The sequence below is a fragment of the Curtobacterium sp. C2H10 genome (assembly GCF_025407985.1).
Taxonomy (GTDB): Bacteria; Actinomycetota; Actinomycetes; order Actinomycetales; family Microbacteriaceae; genus Curtobacterium.
This window is the reverse complement of the sequence record NZ_JABXGF010000053.1, coordinates 1-24567: the sequence shown is the minus strand read 5'-3', so window position 1 is coordinate 24567 and position 24567 is coordinate 1. Positions and strand designations below refer to the sequence as shown.

Genomic DNA, 24567 nt, shown 5'->3' with positions numbered 1-24567 from the left:
CGCCCGACCCGTCGGCCCGTCCGCGCGCCCCGCCCGCCCCCGCCCGCGAAAGCGACAGGGTGCCGTCGAACCGTGACGGCAGCCTGTCGCTTCCGCGCCAGGGACCGCGGCGCTCAGCGGGAGCGTGTCGTTCCGGCGGCACAGTCCGGGCCCGCCTCCGAGCCCGCCCCCGGGCCCGTCCCCGCGGTCGGCATCCGGAAGAACGCGAGCTCCCACGCGGTCGACGCGCGGAAGGCGCGCGTCATGGCGCCGCGCTCGGCCGGCGTCGCCGCCGCGGCGAGCCGCTCGACCCGGGCCGTCGCGTCCGCGGAGGCCTCGGCGAACCCAGGGTCGCCGTACGCGCCGATCCAGTCCGCGAACGGGTGGTCCGACCCGACCGCGCCGATCTGCGTCCCGACCCACGCGTACACGCGGAAGCACGGCAGCACCGCCGCGGCGAGGACCCCGACGGACCCGGAGTCGGCAGCGGCCTGCAGGTGGGCGAGGTAGCCGGCGCAGACCGGGTGGACGGGGTCCTCGGCGTGCGTGCCGGCGAGGCGTCGGTGGTGCAGGTCGCGGGCCTCGTCGGCGCAGCCCTGGGCCGATGCCTGCCAGAACGCGGCCTCGGCCCCGGTGGTCCACGAGCCGAGCAGCGCCAGGTGCCGCTCGTACGCGCGGAGGTAGTGGACGTCCTGCGCCAGGTACGCGGCGAACACCTCGGGGTCGAGCGTCCCGGCGCGCATCCCGGCGAGGAAGCCGCACGCGATCGTCTCGTGCAGGACCTCGGCGACGTCGTCCCACCAGCGGTCGGTCCACCTCGGCTCCGGCCGCTCCGCACGCACGAGCGCGCCGTGGTCGACCGGACCGTTCCCGGTGCCGACGTGCAGGGCGTCGGCGCCGCGGAGGGCCGCGGTCAGCCAGCGCTTCGCCGTGCCGACGGCCAGTTCCCAGTCGCCGTCGCGGGCCGCGAGCGTCGCGATCGCACTCGACAGCGAGCACCCGGTGCCGTGCGTGTTCGTCGTCCGGACGCGTGGCGCGCTGAACGTCCGGAGCACCCCGTCGGGCCCGACGAGCACGTCGTCCGAGGTGTCGCCGCCGTCGTGGCCGCCCTTCGCGAGCACGAGCACGTCCCAGGTGCGGGCGATCGTGAGCGCCCGGTCCTCGGCGCTGTCCGGGGCCCGTCCGTGCAGGGTGGCCAGCTCGGCGAGCACCGCGAGTTCCGCCCGGTTCGGCGTCACGAGGTCGGCGAGCCCGAGCAGCGTGGCCATCGCCCGCGAGGCGTCCTCGTCGAGCAACCGGTCCCCGCTCGTCGCGACCATCACGGGGTCGACCACCACGACCGCTGGGCGGTGCTCGCGGAGCCACTCGGTCACGACCCGTACGACCTCGGCGGTGCCGAGCATCCCGACCTTCACGGCGTCGACCACGACGTCGTCCGACACCGCGTCGAGCTGTTCGCGCAGGAACGCGACGTCCGGCACGTGCACCGAACGCACCCCGTGCGTGTTCTGCGCGACGAGCGCGGTCACGACGCCCATGCCGTAGCCGTCGTGCGCCGCGATGGCCTTGAGGTCCGCCTGCATCCCCGCCCCACCCGTCGGGTCGGTCCCGGCGATGCTCAGGACGCGCGGGACGCTCATGCGTCCGCCCCGTGGTGCGTCGCGTCGGCCAGGAGGAACGGATCGCCACCACCCGACGGCCCCGGCTCCGCCCCGTGGTCGGGTCCAGTGCCCCACGCGGACACGAACGCCGCCGCGGCGGACCCGGGGTCGGCCGCGGCACAGATGCCCGCCACGACCGCCACGCCCGCAGCACCGGCTGCCCGGAGCGGCCCGACGTCGTCGAGCGTGACCCCGCCGATCGCCACGCACGGCACGTCCGTCGCGCGTGCGAGCCGGCCGAACCCGTCGTGGCCCAGGGCCGGCGGGTGGTCCGCCTTCGTCGCGGTCGGGTGCACCACGCCGACCCCGAGCAGGTCGACCGTGCCGCGGGGGAGTGCGGCGACGGCGGCGAGGTGCTCCGGGGTGTTCGCGGTCAGCCCGACGTGTGCGTCCGTTCCGAGCAGGGCGCGAGCGGCGGTGACGGGGACGTCGGACTGGCCGAGGTGCACGCCCGCGACCCGGTGTCCGGCGTGCCGAGCGGCCAGGGCGACGTCCAACCGGTCGTCGACCACCACGGTCGCCCGGTCGCCCACGGCGTCGGCCACCGCGGCGGTCAGCGCCAGCAGGTCACGGGTCGAGGCGTCCTTGTCGCGCACCTGCACGATCCGCACCCCGCCGTGCACCGCGGCACGGACGACCCCGAGCACGCCGATGCCGTGCCGGTCCGACAGCGCCGGGTCGGTCACGAGGTACACGCCGAACCCACCGGCGCTCACGCGGCCACCGCCGGGGACTCCACGGTGATGCGCGCCGTGCGCACGACGTCGTCCGGCGAGAGCGACGCCAGGCGGTCGAGGAACAGCGGCTGGAACGTGCCCGGTCCGCCGGCCTCACGCGCGGCGAGCTCGGCCGCGATCGTGTGCACCGCGGTCGCGGCGACGGCGGCCGCGCCCCGGTCCACGGGGGAGACGGCGGTGAACGCGGCGACGACGGCACCGAGCGCGCAGCCGCCGCCGGTGATCCGCGTGAGCAGCTCCGTGCCGTTCGCGACCCGCACCACGCCGATGCCGGGCGCGACCAGCAGGTCGACCGGACCCGACACGGCCACCGCGGCCACGCGCCTGGCGGCCACCGCGTCGACCGCGGCCGCTCGCGCGTCGTCGGTGCCGACCGTGCTGTCGACGCCACGACCACCGGCCGAGGCGCCGAGCACCGCGAGCACCTCGGAGGCGTTGCCCCGCAGCACCGTCGGGCCGAGCGCCAGCAGGTCCCGGGCGAGGGCCGTCCGCACCGGCAGGGAGCCGACGGCGACCGGGTCGAGCACCCAGGGCGTGCCGGCGTCGACCGCTGCCGAGGCGGCTTCGAGCGACGCGGCCCGGGGTTCGGCGTGCGGCGTGCCGGTGTTCACCAGCAGGGCGTCGGCGACCCGGGCGAACGGCCCGGCCTCGGTCACCACGTCGACCATCGCGGCCGAGGCGCCGAGCGCGAGCAGCACGTTCGCGGTGACGTTCTGCACCACGGTGTTCGTGATGCAGTGCACCAGGGGACTCCGGGCGCGGACGGCCTCGAGGAGTTCGGCGGTCCGACGGGCCCAGTCGGGGGCGGGCGCAGCAGTGTGCATGGACGATCCCTTCGCGAGTACGAGCTCGAGCAGGTTCGACGGGTGTGATCTCAGCCGCTGGTTGCGGCACCCCGTGTCTCGACCGACACCGTACACGAGCGGCTCCGACGTCTCCGGTCACATGACGGGTCCCGTGTGACAGGGTTGACGGGTGCCAGACACCACGCCTCCCGGGCCGCCTCCCGGCCCCCGCGACCCCGGCGACGCCTGGGCGGTCGGCCCCGACGGCACCAAGGCCTGGGGGCGGTTCGGCGCGGCCGGACTCCTCGTCGACGACGGCTCCGGGCGCGTGCTCCTGCAGCACCGCGTCGAGTGGAGCCACCACGGCGGCACCTGGGGGATCCCGGGCGGAGCCCGCCACCTCGGCGAGGACGCCGTGACCGGGGCGCTCCGCGAGTCGGCGGAGGAAGCCGGCGTACCCGAGGACGGCGTGGACCTCCGGCACACCGCCGTGCTGGACCTCGGGTTCTGGACGTACACGACGGTGGTGGGGCGCGCCTCCAGGGCCTTCGAACCGGTGATCGCGGACCGCGAGAGCCTCGAACTGGCCTGGGTGCCCGTCGGCGACGTCGAGGACCTGCCCCTGCACCCCGGGTTCGGGGCGTCGTGGCCGGCGCTGCGGGCACGGATCGAGACGACACCGCACGTCGTGGTGGACGCGGCGAACGTGGTCGGCAGTGTGCCGGACGGGTGGTGGAAGGACCGCGCGGGGGCTGCGTCGCGGCTGCTCGGGTCGGTGGGGGCGCTCGCCGCGGCGGGTGTGTCGGCCGAGGTGCTCGCGCTGCCGTTCGACCGGTGGTGGCCGCGGTGGACCGTGGTGCTCGAGGGAGCGGCGCGGGACGCCGTGGGCGCGGACGAGCCGGTGTCCGTCGTGCGCGCGCCGGGGTCGGGTGACGACGCGATCGTCGAGGCTGCCCGGGCCGCGGTGGACGCCGGCCACACCCCGGTCGTCGTGGTGACCGCCGACCGCGAGCTCCGGGCCCGCGTCGAGGAGCTCGGCGCCTCGGTGCACGGGCCGGCCTGGCTGCGCGACCAGTTCTGACCGCGCGGTCCAGCTACGCGGGGATGTGCTTCCGCGACGACACCAGGATCGCCACCCACGACAGCACCCCGAGCCCGACGACCACCCACAGGATCGTCGGCACCGCCACGACGTTCGCCACCGCGGCGATGACCGCCGGCGCCAGGAACCCGGCGTACGCCGCCGCGTAGAACACCCCGGTGAGCCCGGCCAGGTCGCGTGTCCCCGCGATCCGCTGGACCTCGAGCAGGCTCGACACGAGCGCCAGCCCGATGCCGAGGCCGATCACGACGTTCGCCACGAGCCCGATCGCCACGGACTGCAGCTGGACCGCCACGACGACCACGGCGATGCCCGCGGTCATGAGCGCCACGGCCGTCAGCAGTCCGCGTGCCGACAGGAGCGAGGTGACCCGCCCGGCGAGGGGCTGCACGGCACTCGACACCCCGAGGGCGACGACGGTGGCGGCGGTGGCGAACACGAGCCCCCACGTGCCGGTCGCCCCGGCGAGCTTGGTCGGCAGGTACCCGTACCCGATCGCTGCGGACCCGAAGATCCACGGCGCGGCGACGAGCACGACCCGGGTGAACCGGCGGTGCCCGGCGCTCGGTACGGCGAGCTGCTTCCACCAGGGCCCGGGCAGACCGCCGGAGCGGCTCGTCTCCGGCGTTCGCCAGACGATCACGGCGAAGGGGACGGCGACGCAGATGTGCACGAGGAAGGGCAGGACCTCGGGGATCGGCCCCCACTGGGCGATGAGCCCGGCGACGAGGGCACCCGACGCCGACCCGAGGGTGAACGCCAGTGACGCCCGGCGTGCGCCGGACCCGGCGTCGGCCGACGGGTCGAAGCGTCCCTGCGAGAGCTCCTTCACCCAGCTGTTGCCGACCGCCATCGCGATCCCGACGGTGACCCCGGAGAACAGACGTCCGGCCATGAGGAAGCCCGCGCCGAGCGGGCCGAACGCCAGCAGCCCGCTGCCGACGACGGCGGAGACGATCCCGGCGAGCATGAGCGGGCGGCGGCCGTGCCGGTCGGACAGGGACCCGGCGACGAGGAGTGCCGGCGCGAGTCCGAGCACGTACACGCCGAGGAAGACGTTCACGAGCAGCGACGAGTAGTGCGCGCGCTCCTCGTACATGAGCAGCAGGGGCGAGAACTGGTTCCCGCCCCACGAGCACACGAACACCGCGCCCCAGACGGCGACCCACGGCAGGACGCGGGCGTTCGGGACCGTGAGCGAGCCGGTGGTCGGGACGCTGCCGGTGGTGGCGCTCACAGGGCGCCCCGGTGCGACGCGACGTGGGCGCGGAGGACTTCGGCGTAGCGGAGGGCGTCGCCGGCCTCGAGCGCGGCGGCCAGTGCCCGGTGGTCCTCGAGGGACGCCTGCAACTGGGACGGCTGGAGCCGCATCAGGTGGTGCCGCAGCCGCTGCTGCCGGTCGCGCAGGGTCCGGGCGAACATGACGGCGATCGCGTTCCGCGACGTGCCGATGACGGCACCGTGGAACTCCGCGTCGACCTCGATGAACCGGTCGACGTCGCCGGTCGCGACCGCCTGCTCCTGTTCCGCGAGCATCGCCTGGAGGAACGGGGTGACGTCCGCCACGCGGCCGTCCGTGACGACGCGGGCCGCCGCGGTCGACTCGATCGCCTCCCGCATCTCGAGCACGTCGGCCGCCTCGCTCGGGGACATCGGCCGGACGACGGCGCCCTTCCGGGACTCGAGGGTGAGCAGGTCCTCGGCGGCGAGACGCAGGAACGCATCGTGCACGGGCGTCCGCGACACGCCGATCTCCTGGCAGAGCGCGTTCTCGCTGATCGCCGTGCCGCCGGGCAGGTCGCCGCGGATGATCGCGCGCTTCACGTGGTCGTAGGCCCGGTCGGACGCTGCCTGGGCGGTGGTGTTCGTGCTCGGGGTGCTCACGGTCGACGATCCTACGCCTTGCATGCAACGGTGCATGCGGTCGTGTCACGCGCTGTTCACACGTGGACCGCGACACCGGGGCGCACAGGCGGATACGCTGGGCCACCACGTCAACGGAGACGTACAACAGGAGGTTCCGATGGAGCGGATCACCAGGGCCGACGATCGCGTGCACCGCCCGGCAGGGCCGTGGACACCGACCGTGCACCGGCTGCTCGCCCACCTGCACGAACAGGGGTTCGTCGCAGCACCGGAACCGATCGAGCTCGGGCACACGCTCGAGACCGTCTCGTTCGTCCCCGGCGAAGCGGGGGAGTACCCGTGGACGGCCGACGTCGCGAGCGAGGCCGCCCTCGTCACGACCGCCCGGCTGCTGCGGCACTACCACGACGCCGCCGCCACCTTCACGCGCGACGACGACCGCGACGTCTGGTCCCAGGCGGAGCGGTACCCCGCCGAGACGATCGTGCACGGCGACTTCGCACCGTACAACTGCGTCTACGACGGCATCGCCGCGGTCGGGCTCATCGACTTCGACACCGCGCACCCCGGGCCACGGGTCTGGGACGTGGCCAGTGCCGTGTACCGGTTCGCACCGTTCACCACCGGCGTCGTCGAGGGGTCGACCGCGCCGTCGCTCGACGAACGGCTCGACCGTGCCGCCGAGTTCTGCCGCGCCTACGAGCTGGACGCCCGGTCGCGCGAGGTCCTCGCCGAGACGATCCTCGGCTCCCTCGTCGCGTTGGTCACGACCATGGAGACCGAGGCGGCAGCCGGGAACCCGAAGTTCGTGAGCGACCTGCAGCACGGGCACGCCGACCTCTACCGGGCCGACGTGGCGTACATCGAGCAGCACGCCGACGAGATCACCGCAGCCGTCGCCTGACCGCGACGGCGATGCTGGTGCCATGACGACCACACCGGCCCAGCTGCGCGCGATGCGCCTCGCCGCCCAGGGGATCGCCGTGCCCGGGATCGGGCCGACCGCGGTGGTGGAACGCATGCTCGCCGTCCAGGGGCAGGACCTCGGGCAGGTCACCTGGGCCATCGGCGTCCGCGCGCCCGGGTCCACGCGCGACGACGTCCGTGCCGCGTTCGACCGCGGCGAGGTCGTCCGTTCGTGGCCGATGCGCGGCACCCTGCACGCGATGCGCCCCGACGACCTCCGACTGCTGCTCTCCCTCACCGCCGATCGGACGATCCGCTCCATCGCCCGACGTGCGATCGAGCTCGGCATCGACGACGACGTCCTCCGCACCGCCCGGGACGCCACGGCCGACGCACTGTCCGGCGGTCGGTCACTCGTGCGCGACGACCTGTTCGACGTCTACCGAGGCGCCGGCATCGACCCGACGCGAGGGTTGGGGTACCACGTGCTGCTCCGCCTCGCGCTCGAGGGGATGGTCGCCTGGGGGCCCACCGCCCGCGTCGGCCAGGGGCTCGTGCTCCTCGACGAGTGGGCACCGGCGACGGCCGACCTGCCCGACCGCGACGAGGCCCTGCGGCGGGTGCTGATCGGTCACCTGCGCGGGCGGGGCCCGGTGACCGAAGCCGACACCGCCTCCTGGACGAAGCTGCCGCTCGGCGACGTCCGACGGGCCCGAGCGGTGGCCGGAGACGCCGTGGAGGACCTCGGCGACGGACTCCTCGCCCTCGCCGACCGACCCGGCCCCGGGGGTGTGCCGACCGGGCACCTCCTGCCCGGGTTCGACGAGTACCTCCTCGGGTACGCCGACCGCTCCGTCCAGCTCGACCCCGTGCACGCCGACCGGGTCGTCCCCGGCGCCAACGGCATGTTCCTGCCGATGGCCGTCGTGCGGGGTCGGGTCGTCGGGACCTGGAGCCGCAGCGAGCGCACCCGCGACGTCCGGGTCACCGTCACGCCCTTCGAGCCGCTCGACGCCGGTGCGGTCCGCGCCCTCGAGGCCGCCGCCGACCGGTACGGATCGTTCCTCGCCGCCCCCGTGTCCTTCGCCGTCGCCTGACCATCCCGGTCCCGCACGCCGTCCGCGACACCGCACCGGTCGATCGACAGGTGCCTCGTCGCAGACCCGGCGCCGACGTACCGGACCCGACCCGTTCCTCCAGGCAGCACCCAGCAGCCACGCGGCGGACTCCGACGCTCCCTCGGGTAATGTCGCAGGGCCATGACCGACAGCCCGGCCGACGCCACCCCGTACGAAGTCCTCGGCGTCCGAGCGACCGCCGACGACGACGAACTCCGCCGCGCCTACCGCCGCGCCGCCCGCGAGTCCCACCCCGACCTCGGCGGCGACGCCCGCCGCTTCCGCCAGGTCCAGATCGCCTGGGAACGCATCGGCACCCCCGCCGCACGCCGCGCCTACGACGCGGGATCCCAGCGCGGCAGCCAGCAGAGCGCATCCGGCCCGTCCGGTTCCTCCACCTGGAGGAGCGACACCGGCCGCGACGCCTACGCACCCCCGGCAGCGCGTCGCGATGCACGTCCGCGGGCCCGGTCCCACGGACACCCCGGCGGGCGATCGCGCGAGGTCTTCCTGCAGGCCGAGCGCGAGTGGGTCGGCCTCGGGGACCCCATCGAGGACCCCTACGACCCCACGCTCATCCGCTCCGCTCCCCGGCACATCCGACGGCTGCTGGCCGAGGCGCTCGCCGAGGAGGCGACCGCGTCGATCGTCTCCGAGATGGGCATCGGCGTGACGGTGTGGCACGACCTCGACGCGGGGGCCGAGGGCAAGCTCGACCACGCGGTCCTCACCCCGAGCGGCCTGTGGGCCGTCGAGTCGATCGACTGGGGCGCCCCGGTCCGCGTCGAGCACGGCGAGATCACGGGGGAGACCCTGGCACCGGGGGAACGCCCCGTGAAGGAGCTCGTCCGGGCCGCCCGCGCCGTGCAGAAGCAGACCCGGGTGCGGTTCACCGGCCGGCTGCTCGTCGTGCCGGACTCCGCGGTGGACGAGGACGTGCAGGTCGTCGGCTCCCCTCGGAAGCCCACGGCGCTCGTCGTCCGCCGCAGTGCGCTCGGGCAGGTACTGGGCGGCGTGTGGTCGCCCGAGGGGAGCGTCGACGTGTTCGAGGTCCGCGACCGTCTGCAGCAGACCGTCCGCTTCGTCTGATGGCGTTGGTGGGACGGCGGGGTCAGTAGCCGCGGAGCTTCTCGAGGTCGCGGCGCTCCCGCTTGCTCGGGCGTCCGGCGCCGCGGTCGCGCATCGGGACGAAGCCGGCCTCCTCCTTGGGGAGCCGCGGCGGGGTCTTGTCCTCGAAGTGCTTCGCGGCCTCGGGGGCGCTCGTCCGCTTGAGGATGATCCCCGTGACGACGACGATCCGGTCGAACCCGTTCTGCCGGACCCGGACCTCGTCCCCGGGGCCGATCGGCTGCGCGGGCTTCGCACGCTCCCCGTTCACCCGGACGTGGCCGGCCTTGCACGCGGCGGTCGCGGCGGAGCGGGTCTTCGTGATCCGCACCGCCCAGATCCAGCTGTCCACGCGTGCCTTGGCCATCCCCACACTCTAGGCGCGCCCTACGCTGGGGGCGTGGAGGGCACCGCACAGGACGCGATCGCCCGGGCGCTGGCGCTCGGGGTCCTCCGGGACGCCGCGGTCGGGGACCGCCTGGTCGTCCGGGCGCACCACGGCGGGGGAGCGCAGGACGCGCTCGGGGTCCTCGTCGCCCGGACCGCGTCGTCCGTGACGATCGACACCCGCCGGGGCCCGGTCGAGGTGGCGCTCGCCGACGTCGTCGCCGCGAAGCCGGTCCCGCCGCCGCCCGCGCCACGCCCGCGCCGCCCCTGAGTCCGCCGGTCCGACCCCGCGCGCACCGGAAGCGCGCGCGCCCGGCGAGCCGCCACCGCCCCCGCACCGGCCCCGACGTAGCCTCGTGCCATGGCCGTCCCCGTCCCACTCGGCACCGAGGACCGCACCGCCCGCCTGACCCTCCGCCGCCCCGACGCGTGGCGCCGTGAGGACTCGGCACAGGCGGACCTGCGCGTCACCGGCGACGACGTCGTGCTCACCGTCCGATCCCGTCCGAGCGACCGGACCGTCGCGGAGGAGCACACGAGTCTGCTCGAACGCCTCCCCGGTTCGGTCGAGGGGCTCCGACTCATCGGCTCCGACCCGTGGACGACCGCGGGAGCGCCGGCGCGCCTCGTCGAGTACGTCCGGCCCGACGAGGGCGGCGACGTCGCGGGAGCGCACCTGCTCTTCGTCACCGGGCGGCACCGCGTCGACCTCACCATCGAGCGGCCCCTCGCCCGGATGCTCGCCACCGACGACCTCGTGTTCGCCGTGCTCGACAGCGTCCGCGCCACCGAGCCCGCGCCGTCGCGGGTGCAGCGCGACCTCGAGGCCCTGCCCGAGCCCGCACCGGCCGCCGACCTCGAGGGCACCCACCTCGGCTCCGAGGCCCTCGCCACCCTGCGCTCGCTCGCCGGCCGTCGCTGGAACCCCACGCTCCTCCGCACGCCCGCCGGACGCGAGCTCATCGAGTCCGGCCTGGTCGGCCGGCTCGGCACCCTGCCCGAGTCGACGCAGGCGCTCCTCGCACCGTGGGAGGGCGATGACCAGCCCGTCACCCTGGAACAGCGGCTGCCCGACGGGCGCACCACGCGCCTCCAAGCCTGGTCGGAGACCGTCGTGGACGGGACGGACGAGACGGGCGCGGTGATCGCGCAGCTGCCGGTCGAGCGCGTGGTCGCGCTCGTGGCCGGGAGGCTCGGCATCGGTCCGGCGTGGACCTTCCCGTTCCGCACGGGGTCGCTCCGGGCGGACCTGCTCGGTCGTCGGACCTCCGGGGCGGACGCCGCCCCCGACCTGCCGACGGCGATCGCCGAGGCGGACCCGCGGCTCGCGCGCTTCTGGGCGGCTCCGTGGACGGTGTCGTCACTGCGTCGTCCGGGGAAGCCGAACCCGATCGTCGTCGTGCACGCGGCGGGGCAGGGCTTCGCGCGCGTCGGACGCACGGAAGCCGGGGAGACCGTCTTCGCGACGGACTCCCCGGCGAACGTGTACCGGTCGGTGGTGCGGGCGCTGCTCGGCTGAGCAGTTCTCTGCTAGGCCGCGGGGCCGGCGGTCAGGGTGACCGTGACGGTCTTCGCGGCACCGGTGCTGTCGGTGTACCCGACCGTCACCTTGTCCCCGACCGAGTGCGACTGGATCGCCGAGGTCAGCGCGTCCGAGCTCGCCACGGCCGTGCCGTCGATGCTCGTGATGGTGTCGCCGGCGGCGAGACCGGCCGACGCGGCGCCGGAGCCCTCGACCGTGCCGGCGACCGCGACGCCGCCCGTCGAGGCCGTCCCGTTGACCTCGACCCCGAGGAACGCCGGCAGTCCGATGGTGATCGTCGACGACGACTCGCCCGCGAGGATCTTGTCCGCGATCGACTTCGCCGTGGTGATCGGGATCGCGTACCCGGTGACGTCCGCCGTGCCCGAGGACGCCGCGGTGGCCATGCCGACGACCTCGCCTTCGCTGTCGAGCACCGGACCGCCCGAGTCGCCCGAGACGATGTCCGCCGCGACCTCGATGAGTCCCTGCAGCGACTCGGTACCCGTGCCCGACTCGCTCTGCACCTGGATGTCCTGGTCGGTCGCGGTCACGGTGCCCTCGGCGGCGACGAGGTTGCCGGTGCCCTCGGCGTTGCCGACGTCGGTCACGGTGTCGCCCGTGCTCGGCTCGCCGTCGTCGTCGAGCGTCACCGTGGACAGGCCCGACGCGCCCTCGAGCTTGAGGACCGCGACGTCGTGGGTGGCGTCCGTCCCGACGACGTCCGCCTTGTACTCCTTGCCGGTCGTCTCGTCGGTGACCGTGATGCTCGTCGCGCCCTGGATGACGTGGTTGTTCGTGAGGATCGTGCCGTTCGAGGTGAGGATCATGCCCGTGCCGGCCGCCTGGGACGACTCGTCGTAGTTGAGGACCGTGTTGATCGTCACGACGCCCTTCTTCTGGGCGCTCGTCGCCGCGGTCGCCGCGGACTCGGTGCTCGTGCCGCTGCCGCCGTCGCTCGACCCGCTGCCGGTGCCGTCGCCCGGCACCGTGAAGCCGTTCGTGCCGCTGCCGTCGGACCCGGTGCCGGAACCCGTGCCGGTGTCCGGCAGCGTCGTGCCCTGCGACTGGCTCGAGGTGGTGGTCGTGTGCTGCGAGGACAGTCCGAGCGCGGTCCCGCCCGCCGCACCGACGATCGCCAGGGCCGCGATGCCGGAGCCGATCATCAAGCCCAGCCGCCGGGGCCGCTTCGTGGCGTGGTTCGCTGCGGCGGCGCCGTGCACCCAGCCGTGCTGGAACCCGGGGAGCGACGGGCTGCCGATCAGGAACGGGCCGCGGCCGTCCGGGGTGTAGCCGTAGGGGCCGGAGCCGTCGGGCCCGTAGAGGAACGGGCCGCTGCCGTCGAACGCGTAGGCCGAGCGGAGGGCCGACGGGTCGGCGTGCGGTGCCTCCCACGTCGCCCCGGCCTGCGGCTGCGCGGCGTCGGTGCGGGCGGTGCCGTTCTCGTCGGCGGCGGGGTTCGGGGTCTCGTTCATCAGTGCTCTCCGGTCGTCCCTCGGCTGCCCGGTCGGGCGTCGATGGGTACGAGTAGAGGCCCGGTTCCCATGACGAACCTATGAACGGACCCTGCGGCTGCTCACGGCTTGCTCGGGGGTCGCCGTACGACGTCGTCCGTTAGGGTTGCCTTACTTCCCATGCGTTCGCCGTCGCCCACCCCTCCTGCGCCCAGCTCCGTGTCCCGCCTCGTCGGCGCCACCGTGCTGGCGGTGGTCGTCCTCGTCGTGGCGGTGGCGCTCTCGGTGGCCTTCGGCTCCCGTCCGATCCCGCTCGGCACCGTGCTCGACACCGTCCTGCACCCCGGACGGAACGACGAGATCGGCCTGATCGTGCTCGGCAACCGCGTGCCCCGCACCGTCGTCGGACTCCTCGCCGGGTCCGCGCTCGGGGTCGCCGGCGCCGTCATGCAGGGCGTCACCCGGAACCCGCTCGCCGATCCGAGCGTCCTCGGCATCAACTCCGGGGCCGCGCTCGCGGTCGTCGCCGGGATCGCGCTGTTCGGCGTCAGCGGCACCGCCGCGTACCTGCCGTTCGCCTTCCTCGGTGCCGCCCTCGCCGCGCTCCTCGTGTACGGCATCGCCGCAGTGGCCCGTCGGGGGCTGTCGCCCGTCGGACTCGCCCTGTCCGGTGCCGTCGTCGCCGCTGCACTGTCCTCGATCACCACGGCGGTGCTCGTGACGAGCCAGAGCCTCCTCGACCAGCTGCGCTTCTGGCAGGTCGGAGCGCTGGCCGGCAAGGACCTCGGCACCGCCGGGGTGATCACGGTCCCGGTGCTCGTCGGACTCGTCATCGCCTTCGCCCTCGGCCGGTCGCTCAACACGCTCGCGCTCGGTGACGAGCTCGCCGCGTCGCTCGGGCAGCGCGTCGTGCTCGTGCGCGCCGTCGGGGGAGTCGTCACCGTGCTCCTCGCCGGGTCGGCCGTCGCGGCGGCCGGGCCGATCGCGTTCATCGGGCTCGCCGTGCCGCACGCCGTCCGTCGGTTGAGCGGGCCGGACCACCGGTGGACGATCCTGCTGTCGGCCATCGTCGCGCCGGCGCTGCTGCTCGTCGCCGACGTGATCGGCCGCGTCGTGGCGTACCCGGGGGAGCTGCAGGTCGGGATCGTCACGGCGCTCATCGGCGCGCCGGTGTTCATCTGGCTCGTGCGGTCGCGGGCGGTGAAGGGGCTGTGACGGCCGTGCGCCGCGAGTGGCTCGTGCTCGGCGCCGTCCTCGTCCTGCTCCTCGCCCTCGTGCTCGTCGGGCTCGGCGTCGGCGAGATCCCGCTCTCGCCCGTGCAGGTCGCGAGCGCGCTCGTCGGGCACGGCGACACCGTCTCGGACTTCGTGATCGGGCAGCTCCGTGGCCCTCGTGTCGCCGGGGCGATCCTCGTGGGGGCGTCGCTCGGCGTGGCCGGGGGCATCGTGCAGAGCGTCGTCCGGAACCCCATCGCGAGTCCGGACGTCATCGGCATCACCTCGGGCGCGAGCGCCTCGGGCCTGACCGCCATCGTCCTGTTCGGCGCGAGCGGCGGGACCCTGTTCTCGGTGGTGCTCGTCGGTGCCGTCCTCGTCTCCCTCGTCATCGCCGGACTCGCGTGGCGTCGGGGGATCACCGGCAACCGGGTCGTCCTCGTGGGCATCGGCGTCGCGGCGATCTGCCTGAGCATCACCGGGTGGATGCTCACGAGCGGCACGGTCACCCAGGCCGGCACCGCGCTGCTCTGGCTCTCCGGCAGCCTGAACGCCGTCGACCGGAACCTCGTCGGGGTCCTCGCCGTCGTCTTCGTCGTGTTCACGGCACTCGCCCTCCTGCAGTCCTCGCGGCTCACCGTGCTGACCCTCGGCGACGAGGTGGCCTCGGCGCTCGGGCTCCGGCCGAACCGCGCGAAGGTGCTGCTCCTGCTGACCGCCGTGTGCCTGACCGCCGCCGCCGTGGCCACCGCGGGACCGGTGTCGTTCGTCGCGCTGATGGCGGCCCCCATCGCCCGGAGGCTCGTCGGGGGCGGACGGGTCGCCATCGGGTCGACCGCTGCCGTCGGTGCCGCGATCACGCTGGCGAGCGACCTCATCGCGCAGTTCGCGATCCCGGGGAACGCGCTGCCGGTCGGTGTGGTGACGGGGGTCATCGGGGCGCCCTACCTGCTGTGGCTGCTCGCGCGCGGGCGCTGACGCATCCGTGTTCCCGGTACGTTCGCTGTACGCGTTCTGCCGAGTTGTCCCCAGCCCCGTTCGGGGCTCCCGTTCGGCCGCTCGTTTCCGATACGCTGGTGCGCCAAGAGGAGGAGGTCCACGATGCCAGAACCAGTGGTCCCGCAGCCGGACGGTCAGAAGACCCCTGAGCAGCGGCTGGTCGACACCACACTGACCTTCAGCATGGACATGGGGGCGGCGCTCACTGCCGAGTCCGGTGTGTCCGCCGAAGAACGTGAAGCGATCAACGCGCTGCCCTCCGGGTCGGCGCTGCTCGTGGTCCGTCGCGGGCCGAACGTCGGTGCGCGGTTCCTCCTCGACTCGGACGTCACCACGGCGGGGCGCCACCCCGACGCCGACATCTTCCTCGACGACGTCACCGTGTCGCGCAAGCACGCGCAGTTCCTCCGCCACGGCACGAGCTTCAGCGTGAAGGACAACGGGTCGCTCAACGGCACGTACTTCGACGGCGTCCGCATCGACGAAGCACTCCTCACCGACGGGTCCGAAGTGCAGGTCGGCAAGTTCCGCCTGACCTTCTACGCCTCCCGGGTCGACCTGGCGCGCCTGGCGACCGCGTAGTGGCCGCACGGTCCGCCGCGGCCCGGGCGGGGTCCGCGGTCCCGGACCTGCTCACGATCGGGCAGGTCCTCGCACGCCTCAAGCCGGAGTTCCCGGACCTGTCGAGCTCGAAGCTCCGGTTCCTCGAAGAGCGCGAGCTGGTCACCCCGATCCGCACCGCGAGCGGCTACCGGAAGTTCTCGGCGGCCGACGTCGAGCGGCTCCGGGTCGTCCTCGGGCTGCAGCGCGACCACTACCTCCCGCTCAAGGTCATCAAGGACTACCTGGCCGACCTCGACGCCGGGCGCGAACCCGTCCTCCCCGGGGGCGGCGACGCGCCGAAGCCGTCCATCCTCGGGCGTGAGCGGCGCTACACCCGCGACGAGACCGTCCGGGCTGCCGGTGCCTCGCCGATGCTCCTCGCCGACGCGGTCTCGGCGTCGCTGCTGCCCGCTGCTGACACGTACGGCGACGACGGGGTCTCGGTGCTCAAGGCCCTCGTCGAACTCCAGCGCACCGGGATCGAACCGCGGCACCTCCGCACGATGCGCAGCGTGGCCGAGCGCGAGGTCGGGCTCATCGAGTCCGCGCTCATGCCGGTGTCCCGCCGCGGTGACGCCACGTCCCGGGCGAAGGCGACCGAGCTCGCGCGCGAGATCGCCGGCCACCTCGAGGTGATCCGGTCGAACCTCATCCGCACGGCGATCGGGCGTCTCGACGCATGACGCGCGTCGTGGCTCGTCCCTCGTCGACCGCTGGTGCGCGTCGGTGGGTGGGGCGTATCCTCGACACGCCGGACGCGCCGAGTCGGATGTCCCGCGCCGGAGCGGTCCGAGTCGCTACCGTGGACCTCGGAACAACTCTCAACCCGTCATTGAACGTTCAGTTGGGAGCTCGATCGTCGTGGAAGGCAGCCTGATGAGTGGGAACGACACCCCCGGCACCGAGTCGGAGATGACCCGGTACGACCTCGGGCTGCTCTTCACCGACGGCCTGCCTGAGCACGACGAGCAGAACGGGTACCGCGGTACCGTCGCTGCCCGTGCTGCCGGCATCTCCTACCGCCAGCTCGACTACTGGGCCCGCACCGAGCTCGTCGAGCCGACGATCCGCGGGGCCGCGGGTTCCGGGTCGCAGCGGCTGTACGGCTTCCGCGACATCCTCGTGCTCAAGCTCGTGAAGCGCCTGCTCGACACGGGCATCTCCCTCCAGCAGATCCGCACCGCCGTGAACCAGCTGCGCGAGTCCGGCGTCTCGGACCTGGCGCAGACGACGCTCATGTCGGACGGTGCCTCGGTGTACCTCTGCACCTCCGACGACGAGGTCATCGACCTGGTCTCGCGGGGTCAGGGCGTGTTCGGTATCGCGGTAGGCAAGGTCCTGCGCGAGGTCGAGTCCTCGCTGGTCGAACTCGACGCGACGCCGGCGGCCGACCCCGACGACGAGCTCGCCGCCCGCCGGGCTTCCCGCGCGTCCTAATCCCGCGCTGGCGGGCCTGCCCGGGCCCGAGCCCGGGCCCGCGTCCGCTCGAGTCGCAAGGTCGCACGTTCTGCCGCGCGCGCCCATTCCGTGCGACATGTTGTGCGACCTCGGCACGCAAGCCGTGGCGTGTCGTGCGACCTCGGCGCGCGCCGGGCGTCGTGCGACCTCGAGCGAGCCTCCGCGGGCGCCACACCGCCCCGACCACGAGGTCGCACGATCTGCCGCGCGAGCCCGTTCCCCGCGGCAGTTCGTGCGACCTGGTCGGACGTGAGCCGCATGTCGAGCGACCTCGCGGGGTGAACCCGAGCGTGTTGTCCGGCGGTGGTGCGACGGAGGCGAGGCGCGCCTCCCGGTCGATGTCGTGCGCCGTGCCGGAGGCGAGGTCGCACGTTCTGCCGTTCGGGCCAGCTCCCGGCGGCACTTTGCGCGACCTCGGCGAACGCGAGCGGCGTGTTGCGCGACCTCGGCGAAGCCGAACGGGCCCACGGCCGAGCGCCAGCGGGCGCGACGCGCCCTAGGCCGCGCCGCCCTCGGCGTACGGGCCGATCTTGCCCGTGCGCATGATGCGCTCGAGCAGCTGGTCGAAGTTCTTCGCCATCTCCTGCGCCGACTCACCCGGCCACACGTGCAGGGGCTTCGCCGCACCCTGCGCCTGCTGCAGCGAGGTCCGCTCGGGCAGCTGCGGCGAGAGCACGAGCGGGCCGAACATGTCGCGGAGCTCCTTGATGCGGAACTGGTGCTCGAGTGACTGCACGCGGGCACGGTTCACGATGATGCCGAGCGGCTGCAGGCGGGGGGAGAGCCCGCGGCGGATCTCCTCGATCGCGCGGAGGGCACGGTCGGCAGCGGCCACCGAGAAGAGTCCGGGCTCGGTGACGACGGTCACGCGGTCGGACGCTGCCCAGGCGGTGCGGGTGAGGGCGTTCAGCGACGGCGCGCAGTCGATGAGGACGAGGTCGTAGTCCTGCTCGACGTTCGCGAGTGCCTCTTCGAGCTTCCAGATGTCGCGGATGGACGGGTGCGGCCCGTCGAAGTTGATGGCCGAGGGCGATCCGACCATGACGTCGATCTTGCCCTGGGAGCCCTTCGTCCACCCCGAGGGGGCGATCGCCTGACGGACGATCTTCTCCTTCGGGTTCTCGAGGACGTCCGCCACGTTGAGGTGGCCGGAGATGTTGATGTCGAGGCCGGTCGAGACGTCCGACTGCGGGTCGAGATCCACCACCAGCGTGCGCAGTCCCTTGGCGAACGCGGCCGAAGTCAGGCCGAGCGTCACCGTCGTCTTGCCGACACCACCCTTGAGGGAGCTCACGCTGAGTACATGCACGGTGAGCAACGTTACCGCCAGTAGGGTTGTCTCACCTCAACCCGGGCTGAAAGGGACCTCGTGTTCAGCAAGATCCTGGTCGCCAATCGTGGCGAGATCGCCATCCGTGCCTTCCGGGCCGCGTACGAGCTGGGGGCGAAGACCGTCGCCGTCTACCCGTACGAGGACCGCAACTCCCTGCACCGCCTCAAGGCGGACGAGGCCTACCTGATCGGGGAGCGCGGACATCCCGTCCGTGCCTACCTGGACGTCTCCGAGATCGTGCGTGTCGCACGTGAGTCGGGTGCCGACGCGATCTACCCGGGCTACGGCTTCCTGTCCGAGAACCCGGAGCTCGCCGCCGCTGCCGCCGCCGCGGGCATCACGTTCATCGGCCCGGGCGAGCACGTGCTCGAGATGGCGGGCAACAAGGTCACCGCGAAGGAACACGCGGTCGCGGCCGGTGTCCCGGTCCTCGCGAGCACCCCGGCCAGCCGCGACATCGAGGAACTCCTCGCCGGCGCGGACGCCATCGGGTTCCCGGTGTTCGCGAAGGCCGTCGCCGGTGGCGGTGGCCGTGGCATGCGCCGGGTGGAGACGAAGCCCGAGCTGCGTGCGGCCCTCGAAGAGGCGATGCGCGAGGCCGACAGCGCCTTCGGCGACCCGACGATGTTCCTCGAGCAGGCCGTCATCCGGCCGCGGCACATCGAGGTGCAGATCCTCGCCGACGCCACCGGCACCGACGCCGGCACGATCCACCTCTTCGAGCGCGACTGCTCGGTCCAGCGCCGGAACCAGAAGGTCGTCGAGATCGCGCCGGCGCCGAACCTCGACCCGGCGATCGCGCAGGCGCTGCACCGCGACGCCGTCGCCTTCGCCCGGTCGATCGGGTACGTGAACGCCGGCACGGTGGAGTTCCTGCTCGACACCGAGGGCGAGCGTGCGGGCCAGCACGTCTTCATCGAGATGAACCCGCGCATCCAGGTCGAGCACACCGTCACCGAAGAGGTCACGGACGTCGACCTCGTCCAGTCGCAGATGCGGATCGCCGCCGGGCAGACCCTCGGCGACCTCGGCCTGTCGCAGGACAGCGTCCGGGTGCACGGCGCCGCCCTGCAGACACGCATCACCACCGAGGACCCGACGCAGGGCTTCCGCCCGGACACCGGTCGCATCACGACCTACCGCAGCCCGGGTGGCGCGGGCGTCCGCCTCGACGGCGGCACGGTCGCCACCGGCGCGCAGATCAGCCCGCACTTCGACTCGATGCTCGCGAAGATGACCTGCCGCGGGCGGGACTTCCCGGCGGCGGTGGCCCGGGCGAAGCGCGCCCTCGCGGAGTTCCGCATCCGCGGCGTCTCCACGAACATCCCGTTCCTGCAGGCCGTGCTCGAGGACCCCGACTTCGACCGCGGCGACATCTCGACGAAGTTCATCGAGGAGCGCCCGCAGCTGTTCGGCGGCCACGTCTCGAAGGACCGCGGCACGAAGGTGCTGAACTGGCTCGCCGACGTGACGGTGAACAAGCCGAACGGCGAGCGTCGCCCGCAGACCGTCGAGCCGAGCGAGAAGCTGCCGACGATCGACCTCGGCGCCCCGGTCCCCGAGGGGCAGCGCGACCGCCTCCGCCTGCTGGGTCCGGCCGAGTGGGCGAAGGCGCTCCGCGGCCAGACCGAGCTCGCCGTCACCGAGACGACGATGCGCGACGCCCACCAGTCGCTCCTCGCGACCCGTGTGCGCACGAAGGACCTCGTCGCGGTCGCCCCGTACGTCGCCCGACTCACGCCGCAGCTGCTCAGCGTCGAGGCCTGGGGCGGTGCCACCTACGACGTGGCGCTCCGCTTCCTCGGCGAGGACCCGTGGGAGCGGCTCGCCTCGCTGCGCGAGGCGATGCCGAACATCCCGATCCAGATGCTGCTCCGCGGGCGCAACACCGTCGGCTACACGCCGTACTCGACCGAGGTGACGGACGCGTTCGTGGCCGAGGCGGCCGCGACGGGTGTCGACGTGTTCCGCGTGTTCGACGCGCTCAACGACGTCAGCCAGTTGCGTCCGGCCCTGGAGGCGGTGCTCGCCACCGACACGGCCGTCGCCGAAGCGGCGCTCTGCTACACCGCCGACCTCCTCGACCCGTCCGAGGACCTCTACACGCTCGACTACTACCTCCGCCTCGCGGAGCAGATGGTCGAGGCCGGTGCGCACGTCATCGGCATCAAGGACATGGCCGGCCTGCTCCGCGCCGGTGCGGCCGAGCAGCTCGTCACCGCCCTGCGCGAGCGCTTCGACCAGCCGGTGCACGTGCACACGCACGACACCGCGGGCGGACAGCTCGCGACGCTCCTCGCCGCGGCCCGTGCCGGTGCCGACGCGGTGGACGTCGCCGCCGCGCCGATGGCCGGCACGACCAGCCAGCCGAGCATGTCCGCGCTCGTCGCCGCCCTGGCGCACACCGAGCGCGACACGGGGCTCTCCCTCGACGCCGTCGGCGACCTCGAGCCGTACTGGGAAGCGGTTCGGCGTGCGTACGCGCCGTTCGAGTCGGGCCTGCCGGGTCCGACGGGCCGCGTGTACAAGCACGAGATCCCCGGCGGTCAGCTGTCGAACCTCCGCCAGCAGGCCATCGCGCTCGGGCTCGGCGACCGCTTCGAGCAGGTCGAGGACTGGTACGCCGAGGCGAACCGGATCCTCGGCCGCCCCACGAAGGTCACGCCGTCGTCGAAGGTCGTCGGGGACCTCGCGCTGCAGCTGGCCGCGGTGGACGCCGACCCGGTCGACTTCGAGCAGAACCCGCAGAAGTACGACATCCCGGACTCCGTCGTCGGCTTCATGGCCGGCGAACTCGGCGACCTGCCCGGTGGCTGGCCCGAGCCCTTCCGGTCGAAGGTCCTCGCGGGCCGCGACGTCCGGCTCGAGATCACGCCCGTGCCGGACGCCGAGCGCGCACACCTGGACACCCCCGGGCCCGAACGGCGACAGGCCCTCAACCGCCTGCTCTTCCCGCAGCCGACGCAGCAGTTCGAGCGCGTCCGCGAGCAGTACGGCGACCTGTCCGTGGTCCCGACCGTCGACTACCTGTACGGCCTGCGCCCCGAGCAGGAGCACGTCGTGCCGCTCGGCAAGGGCGTGGACCTGTTCGTCGGGCTCGAGGCGATCGGCGAGGCCGACGCGCGCGGTGTCCGCACGGTCATGGCGACGATGAACGGGCAGCTCCGCCCGGTGTACGTCCGCGACCGCTCGATCGAGGTCGAGACCAAGGCCGCCGAGCAGGCGGACAAGACCGACCCGAAGCACGTCGCGGCACCGTTCTCCGGTGTCGTGACGCTCAAGGTCGCCGTCGGTGACGTCGTCGAGGCCGGACAGGCCGTGGCGAGCATCGAGGCGATGAAGATGGAAGCGGCCATCACGGCACCCGTCGCGGGGACCGTCGGCCGACTCGCGATCCCGGTGACCCAGCAGGTGGACGCCGGCGACCTCCTGGTGGTGCTGCAGTAAATTGACCGTCCGTCCCATCCGCCTGTTCGGCGACCCCGTCCTCCGGTCCCCGGCCGATCCGATCCGTGCAGACGCCCTCGGCAGCGCGGGCATCCGCGACCTCGTGCAGGACCTGGTCGACACCGTCAAGGAGCCCGGCCGCGCCGGCGTCGCCGCTCCCCAGATCGGTGTCGGTCTGCGCGCCTTCTCGTACAACGTCGACGGTGAGGTCGGCTACGTGCTCAACCCCGAGATCGTCGAGGTGTCGGGGGAGCCGGAGCTCATGGACGAGGGCTGCCTCTCCGTCCCAGGCTTGTCGTACCCCACGCGCCGGTACCCGTACGCGAAGGTCCGCGGGGTCGACGTCGACGGGGCCGAGGTCGTGCTCGAGGGCACCGGGCTCATGGCCGAGGCGCTCCAGCACGAGGTGGACCACCTCGACGGCACCGTCTACGTGATGACGCTCGACCCGGAGATCCGCCGCCAGGCGCTCCGCGACATCCGCGCGCAGGACTGGTTCCACTAGTCCTCCGAAGTGCCCACCCTCGGTCGGGCGGCACCCTGACTCGGGGGTGAGGTGCGTGCGCACTCCTGGGTACGGTGACCGCGTCGACCAGGGGAGCACCATGACACAGGGACCAGCCCGCCGCGCCGTCGTCGCCGTCCTCGGCGTCCTCGCCGTCGCCGCGGCCACCGCCGTCGGCCCGGCCACCACCGCGCCGGCCGAAGCCGCCACGGCCGCGACCGTGCCGACCTACACCGAGTCGCCGGACTACGCCACCGAGACCTTCGGCGACCCCTGGGACTACAGCAACACCGCCGACCAGAACACCGACCGCGTCGGCTACGGCCGCTACTCGATCAGCAAGGGCCACCTGATCGGCACCCTCGAGCGCTCCACCTACTTCTCCCCGGTCGAGACCATGCCCGGCACGCTGCCCTACGGCCGCGACGGCGCCCTCCACCCGATCGACACGAAGCGCTACACGCACCTCTCCGTCTCGATGGACCAGCCGTACGCCGGCCGGCAGATCGCGATCAGCTGGTTCACCTGCGCGGCACGATCGCTCAGCTGCATGGGCGGCGTGACCGCGAAGGTCGAGAAGGGGAACCACGTCGTCGACGTCGACCTCACCGGGAAGTCCGTCATGGGCGGGCACGTCCCCTGGACCGGTTCGAAGCCGACGCTGCTCCGCGTGCAGCCGATCGTCGTCCACACCGGCGAGAGCCCGAGCGGGAAGGTCAGCATCGACTGGACCCGGCTCCACGGCGGGTCCGCTCCGCAGGACGCCCTGCCGGCGGGCGACTACGGCACCTTCCGGGTCGTCGCCCGACCGATCGCGGTCGTGGACAGCCCGAACCCCGACCAGGGCAAGGACCTCGCCGCCGTCGAGCGCGGGCGCTCCTGGGTCCTGACGAACGGCGTCGCCGGTCGCGGCGTCACGCTGAAGAACGCCCGGTTCCGCAGCTGGAGCTCCGTCGGCCTCACCGCGCAGAACGCCGGCCCGATCGTGCGCGACCCCGAGGTCGTCTTCCCGGTGTCGGCCTTCGACGGCAAGCAGTACCACTGGCTGTCCTGGTCGATGTCGTACGACGGCGCCTACGACCTGCGCAACGCCCCCGGTGGCGGGAAGATGGCGCGCCTGGTGTGGTCGGTGCGCGGCGCGAAGGGCCTGCAGGTCAGCAACGACGTCCTGACCTTCTCCGGCGCCAACGCCACCCCGGTCGGCCCGAACGAGTCGGGCGAGAACCGCATCGACCTCGCGGCGACGAACCCCCTCGACGAGACGATGCCGAAGGGCAGCCCCGGGTGGAAGCAGGTCGTCACGAGCCTCCGCTGGGACCCGAACGAGGACCGCGGCGCCGCCGTCTGGCACCTCAAGTCGTTCCACCTCCGCGCGGACCCGGCAGCCAACGGGTGGACGCGCATCGGCTTCCACGACGCCGCCTGGACCGCCGGGACGACCGCGAAGGTCACCGTGACCCGCGACGGCACGACGACGAAGCGCGTGCTGGTGGACGGCGTGGCCGTGGCGAAGGGTGCGAACAGCGTGCCGTTCGTCCTCGGCACACTGCCGGCGGGCAGCTACCACGCGACCGTCACGCTCCGGCACCCGGACGGCTCGACCGCGACGAGCACCTCCGCGGCGCCCGTCCGGATGTCGGCGGCCCCGGTGGGCGCCCACGACCCGCGCGGGCACGACCAGGCACCGGCGGCCACCGCGACGGGGGTCACGGTCGCGGGCTGGGCCTACGACCCGGACACGACCCGGCCGCTGACGATCCGCGTCGCCGAGGCCGGGCGGGTCCTCGCGACCGGCACGACCGGCCTCACCCGGAACGACGTCCGGAAGGTGCACCCGGACGCACCGATCGGCTCCGGCTACCGCATCGCGGTCCCGCTGGCGAGCGGGTCGCACACCCTCTGCACGACCGCCGTCGGCGCCGGCTCGGGCATGCCCGAGACCGACCTCGGATGCCGGACCGTCCGCGTTCCGTGAACGCCGTGGTGACACCCCAACGTGGGATTGTCGCTTTGTCCTGACGAAGAGGTACCGTATCGCCGTCGGCTTCCCACCGACACCGTTTCCCACACCCCCAGGACATCCCCATGACCGCACAGAACGACGAGCTCAGCTCGCACCGCACCCGCACCAACCGTCGCCCCACCGAGGTCCAGGTCACGACCTCCTCGACGGCCGTCCTCGACGCCCCGGAGACGCAGCAACCGCAGGAGCGCTGAGCGCGCGGGCGGACGCGACCACGGGTCGCGCCCCGCGCGCAGGGTGACGCACAGGAGGCGCGGTGCCGGTCCTCGGGAGCGGGACCGCGGCTCCCCGCACGCGGCGCGGACCTTACCCCGGCGGCGGCGACCCTCGACGGCTGGCCCCTATACGCATCTGACGCTGC

Annotated in this window: 23 protein-coding genes and 1 riboswitch; of the genes, 15 read left to right on the top strand and 8 right to left on the bottom strand. The window is 73.5% G+C overall.

The features are described from left to right. Nucleotides 1–113: 113 nt before the first annotated feature. The 3 genes from thiD to thiM form a co-directional block, all read right to left on the bottom strand. The gene (gene thiD, locus HWD93_RS15445) at nt 114–1619 is read right to left on the bottom strand and encodes a bifunctional hydroxymethylpyrimidine kinase/phosphomethylpyrimidine kinase (RefSeq protein ID WP_261647278.1); all 1506 of its coding nucleotides are present in this window, start codon (nt 1617–1619) and stop codon (nt 114–116) included. Beyond that, the gene (gene thiE, locus HWD93_RS15440; protein ID WP_261647277.1) at nt 1616–2356 is read right to left on the bottom strand and encodes a thiamine phosphate synthase; all 741 of its coding nucleotides are present in this window, start codon (nt 2354–2356) and stop codon (nt 1616–1618) included. Before thiE ends, thiD begins: the two co-directional genes overlap by 4 nt. Further along, nucleotides 2353–3201, bottom strand: a complete 849-nt coding sequence (thiM, locus tag HWD93_RS15435) for a hydroxyethylthiazole kinase (RefSeq protein ID WP_261647276.1) — start codon at nt 3199–3201, stop codon at nt 2353–2355. Before thiM ends, thiE begins: the two co-directional genes overlap by 4 nt. After that, a riboswitch (TPP riboswitch) is annotated at nt 3190–3285 on the bottom strand. It overlaps the preceding gene by 12 nt. Before the next feature lie 67 nt (nt 3286–3352). Between thiM and HWD93_RS15430 the strand changes: the two genes are divergently transcribed. After that, nucleotides 3353–4243, top strand: coding sequence for an NUDIX domain-containing protein (locus HWD93_RS15430; protein WP_070418624.1), 891 nt, complete (start codon nt 3353–3355; stop codon nt 4241–4243). Nucleotides 4244–4256: 13 nt separating this feature from the next. On the opposite strand, the gene HWD93_RS15425 is transcribed toward HWD93_RS15430, so the two are convergent. Next, nucleotides 4257–5501 (bottom strand): MFS transporter, encoded by a 1245-nt coding sequence (locus tag HWD93_RS15425; RefSeq protein WP_261647275.1) that lies wholly within the window; start codon nt 5499–5501, stop codon nt 4257–4259. After that, the gene (locus tag HWD93_RS15420; protein ID WP_261647274.1) at nt 5498–6148 is read right to left on the bottom strand and encodes a GntR family transcriptional regulator; all 651 of its coding nucleotides are present in this window, start codon (nt 6146–6148) and stop codon (nt 5498–5500) included. Before HWD93_RS15420 ends, HWD93_RS15425 begins: the two co-directional genes overlap by 4 nt. A 139-nt stretch (nt 6149–6287) precedes the next feature. On the opposite strand from HWD93_RS15420, the gene HWD93_RS15415 reads away from it, so the two are divergent. The 3 genes from HWD93_RS15415 to HWD93_RS15405 all read left to right on the top strand — a co-directional run bounded on the left by HWD93_RS15415 (nt 6288) and on the right by HWD93_RS15405 (nt 9243). Beyond that, nucleotides 6288–7034 carry a phosphotransferase enzyme family protein gene (locus HWD93_RS15415; RefSeq protein ID WP_070418627.1) on the top strand — a complete coding sequence of 249 codons (747 nt, stop codon included), beginning with the start codon at nt 6288–6290 and terminating at the stop codon, nt 7032–7034. Nucleotides 7035–7056: 22 nt separating this feature from the next. Then, nucleotides 7057–8133, top strand: a complete 1077-nt coding sequence (locus HWD93_RS15410; protein WP_261647273.1) for a winged helix DNA-binding domain-containing protein — start codon at nt 7057–7059, stop codon at nt 8131–8133. A 162-nt stretch (nt 8134–8295) separates the two neighbouring features. Continuing rightward, complete coding sequence (locus tag HWD93_RS15405; protein ID WP_261647272.1) at nt 8296–9243, top strand: J domain-containing protein; 948 nt, start codon at nt 8296–8298, stop codon at nt 9241–9243. A gap of 22 nt (nt 9244–9265) precedes the next feature. On the opposite strand, the gene HWD93_RS15400 is transcribed toward HWD93_RS15405, so the two are convergent. Further along, nucleotides 9266–9628: an RNA-binding S4 domain-containing protein gene (locus HWD93_RS15400; RefSeq protein ID WP_070418630.1), complete on the bottom strand. Its 363-nt coding sequence runs from the start codon at nt 9626–9628 to the stop codon at nt 9266–9268. Between the two features lie 33 nt (nt 9629–9661). On the opposite strand from HWD93_RS15400, the gene HWD93_RS15395 reads away from it, so the two are divergent. Continuing rightward, nucleotides 9662–9919, top strand: coding sequence for a hypothetical protein (locus tag HWD93_RS15395; RefSeq protein ID WP_261647271.1), 258 nt, complete (start codon nt 9662–9664; stop codon nt 9917–9919). 90 nt (nt 9920–10009) lie between these two features. After that, complete coding sequence (locus HWD93_RS15390) at nt 10010–11167, top strand: hypothetical protein (RefSeq protein WP_261647270.1); 1158 nt, start codon at nt 10010–10012, stop codon at nt 11165–11167. A gap of 11 nt (nt 11168–11178) precedes the next feature. On the opposite strand, the gene HWD93_RS15385 is transcribed toward HWD93_RS15390, so the two are convergent. Beyond that, nucleotides 11179–12645 (bottom strand): S1C family serine protease, encoded by a 1467-nt coding sequence (locus HWD93_RS15385; RefSeq protein WP_261647269.1) that lies wholly within the window; start codon nt 12643–12645, stop codon nt 11179–11181. Nucleotides 12646–12843: 198 nt separating this feature from the next. Here HWD93_RS15385 and HWD93_RS15380 point away from each other — a divergent pair, with 198 nt between their 5' ends. The 5 genes from HWD93_RS15380 to HWD93_RS15360 all read left to right on the top strand — a co-directional run bounded on the left by HWD93_RS15380 (nt 12844) and on the right by HWD93_RS15360 (nt 16877). Next, nucleotides 12844–13839, top strand: a complete 996-nt coding sequence (locus HWD93_RS15380) for an iron ABC transporter permease (RefSeq protein WP_254790750.1) — start codon at nt 12844–12846, stop codon at nt 13837–13839. Continuing rightward, the gene (locus HWD93_RS15375; protein ID WP_071301859.1) at nt 13836–14816 is read left to right on the top strand and encodes an iron chelate uptake ABC transporter family permease subunit; all 981 of its coding nucleotides are present in this window, start codon (nt 13836–13838) and stop codon (nt 14814–14816) included. Before HWD93_RS15380 ends, HWD93_RS15375 begins: the two co-directional genes overlap by 4 nt. A gap of 123 nt (nt 14817–14939) precedes the next feature. After that, on the top strand, nt 14940–15419 hold the full coding sequence (locus HWD93_RS15370) for an FHA domain-containing protein (protein WP_071294956.1): 480 nt from the start codon (nt 14940–14942) through the stop codon (nt 15417–15419). After that, the gene (locus tag HWD93_RS15365; protein ID WP_071301860.1) at nt 15419–16123 is read left to right on the top strand and encodes a MerR family transcriptional regulator; all 705 of its coding nucleotides are present in this window, start codon (nt 15419–15421) and stop codon (nt 16121–16123) included. Before HWD93_RS15370 ends, HWD93_RS15365 begins: the two co-directional genes overlap by 1 nt. A gap of 193 nt (nt 16124–16316) precedes the next feature. Continuing rightward, nucleotides 16317–16877, top strand: coding sequence for a MerR family transcriptional regulator (locus HWD93_RS15360; RefSeq protein ID WP_070418635.1), 561 nt, complete (start codon nt 16317–16319; stop codon nt 16875–16877). A gap of 517 nt (nt 16878–17394) precedes the next feature. Here the strand turns inward: HWD93_RS15360 and HWD93_RS15355 are convergent. Then, the gene (locus tag HWD93_RS15355; protein WP_070418636.1) at nt 17395–18207 is read right to left on the bottom strand and encodes a ParA family protein; all 813 of its coding nucleotides are present in this window, start codon (nt 18205–18207) and stop codon (nt 17395–17397) included. Nucleotides 18208–18267: 60 nt separating this feature from the next. On the opposite strand from HWD93_RS15355, the gene HWD93_RS15350 reads away from it, so the two are divergent. The 4 genes from HWD93_RS15350 (at nt 18268) to HWD93_RS15335 (ending at nt 24400) form a co-directional block, all read left to right on the top strand. Continuing rightward, nucleotides 18268–21678: a pyruvate carboxylase gene (locus HWD93_RS15350; protein ID WP_261647268.1), complete on the top strand. Its 3411-nt coding sequence runs from the start codon at nt 18268–18270 to the stop codon at nt 21676–21678. A gap of 1 nt (nt 21679) precedes the next feature. Beyond that, nucleotides 21680–22183, top strand: coding sequence for a peptide deformylase (locus HWD93_RS15345; RefSeq protein ID WP_229087076.1), 504 nt, complete (start codon nt 21680–21682; stop codon nt 22181–22183). A 100-nt stretch (nt 22184–22283) separates the two neighbouring features. Continuing rightward, complete coding sequence (locus tag HWD93_RS15340) at nt 22284–24158, top strand: hypothetical protein (RefSeq protein WP_261647267.1); 1875 nt, start codon at nt 22284–22286, stop codon at nt 24156–24158. Between the two features lie 110 nt (nt 24159–24268). After that, on the top strand, nt 24269–24400 hold the full coding sequence (locus tag HWD93_RS15335; protein WP_258027649.1) for a hypothetical protein: 132 nt from the start codon (nt 24269–24271) through the stop codon (nt 24398–24400). Nucleotides 24401–24567 lie beyond the last annotated feature (167 nt).

Coding starts and splice junctions, on each gene's coding strand:
- HWD93_RS15410 (WP_261647273.1), top strand. CDS start 7,057: ATGACGACCACACCGGCCCAGCTGCGCGCGATGCGCCTCGCCGCCCAG.
- HWD93_RS15385 (WP_261647269.1), bottom strand. CDS start 12,645: ATGAACGAGACCCCGAACCCCGCCGCCGACGAGAACGGCACCGCCCGC.
- HWD93_RS15335 (WP_258027649.1), top strand. CDS start 24,269: ATGACCGCACAGAACGACGAGCTCAGCTCGCACCGCACCCGCACCAAC.
- HWD93_RS15360 (WP_070418635.1), top strand. CDS start 16,317: ATGAGTGGGAACGACACCCCCGGCACCGAGTCGGAGATGACCCGGTAC.
- HWD93_RS15400 (WP_070418630.1), bottom strand. CDS start 9,628: ATGGCCAAGGCACGCGTGGACAGCTGGATCTGGGCGGTGCGGATCACG.
- HWD93_RS15370 (WP_071294956.1), top strand. CDS start 14,940: ATGCCAGAACCAGTGGTCCCGCAGCCGGACGGTCAGAAGACCCCTGAG.
- thiD (WP_261647278.1), bottom strand. CDS start 1,619: ATGAGCGTCCCGCGCGTCCTGAGCATCGCCGGGACCGACCCGACGGGT.
- HWD93_RS15415 (WP_070418627.1), top strand. CDS start 6,288: ATGGAGCGGATCACCAGGGCCGACGATCGCGTGCACCGCCCGGCAGGG.
- HWD93_RS15340 (WP_261647267.1), top strand. CDS start 22,284: ATGACACAGGGACCAGCCCGCCGCGCCGTCGTCGCCGTCCTCGGCGTC.
- thiM (WP_261647276.1), bottom strand. CDS start 3,201: ATGCACACTGCTGCGCCCGCCCCCGACTGGGCCCGTCGGACCGCCGAA.
- HWD93_RS15405 (WP_261647272.1), top strand. CDS start 8,296: ATGACCGACAGCCCGGCCGACGCCACCCCGTACGAAGTCCTCGGCGTC.
- HWD93_RS15390 (WP_261647270.1), top strand. CDS start 10,010: ATGGCCGTCCCCGTCCCACTCGGCACCGAGGACCGCACCGCCCGCCTG.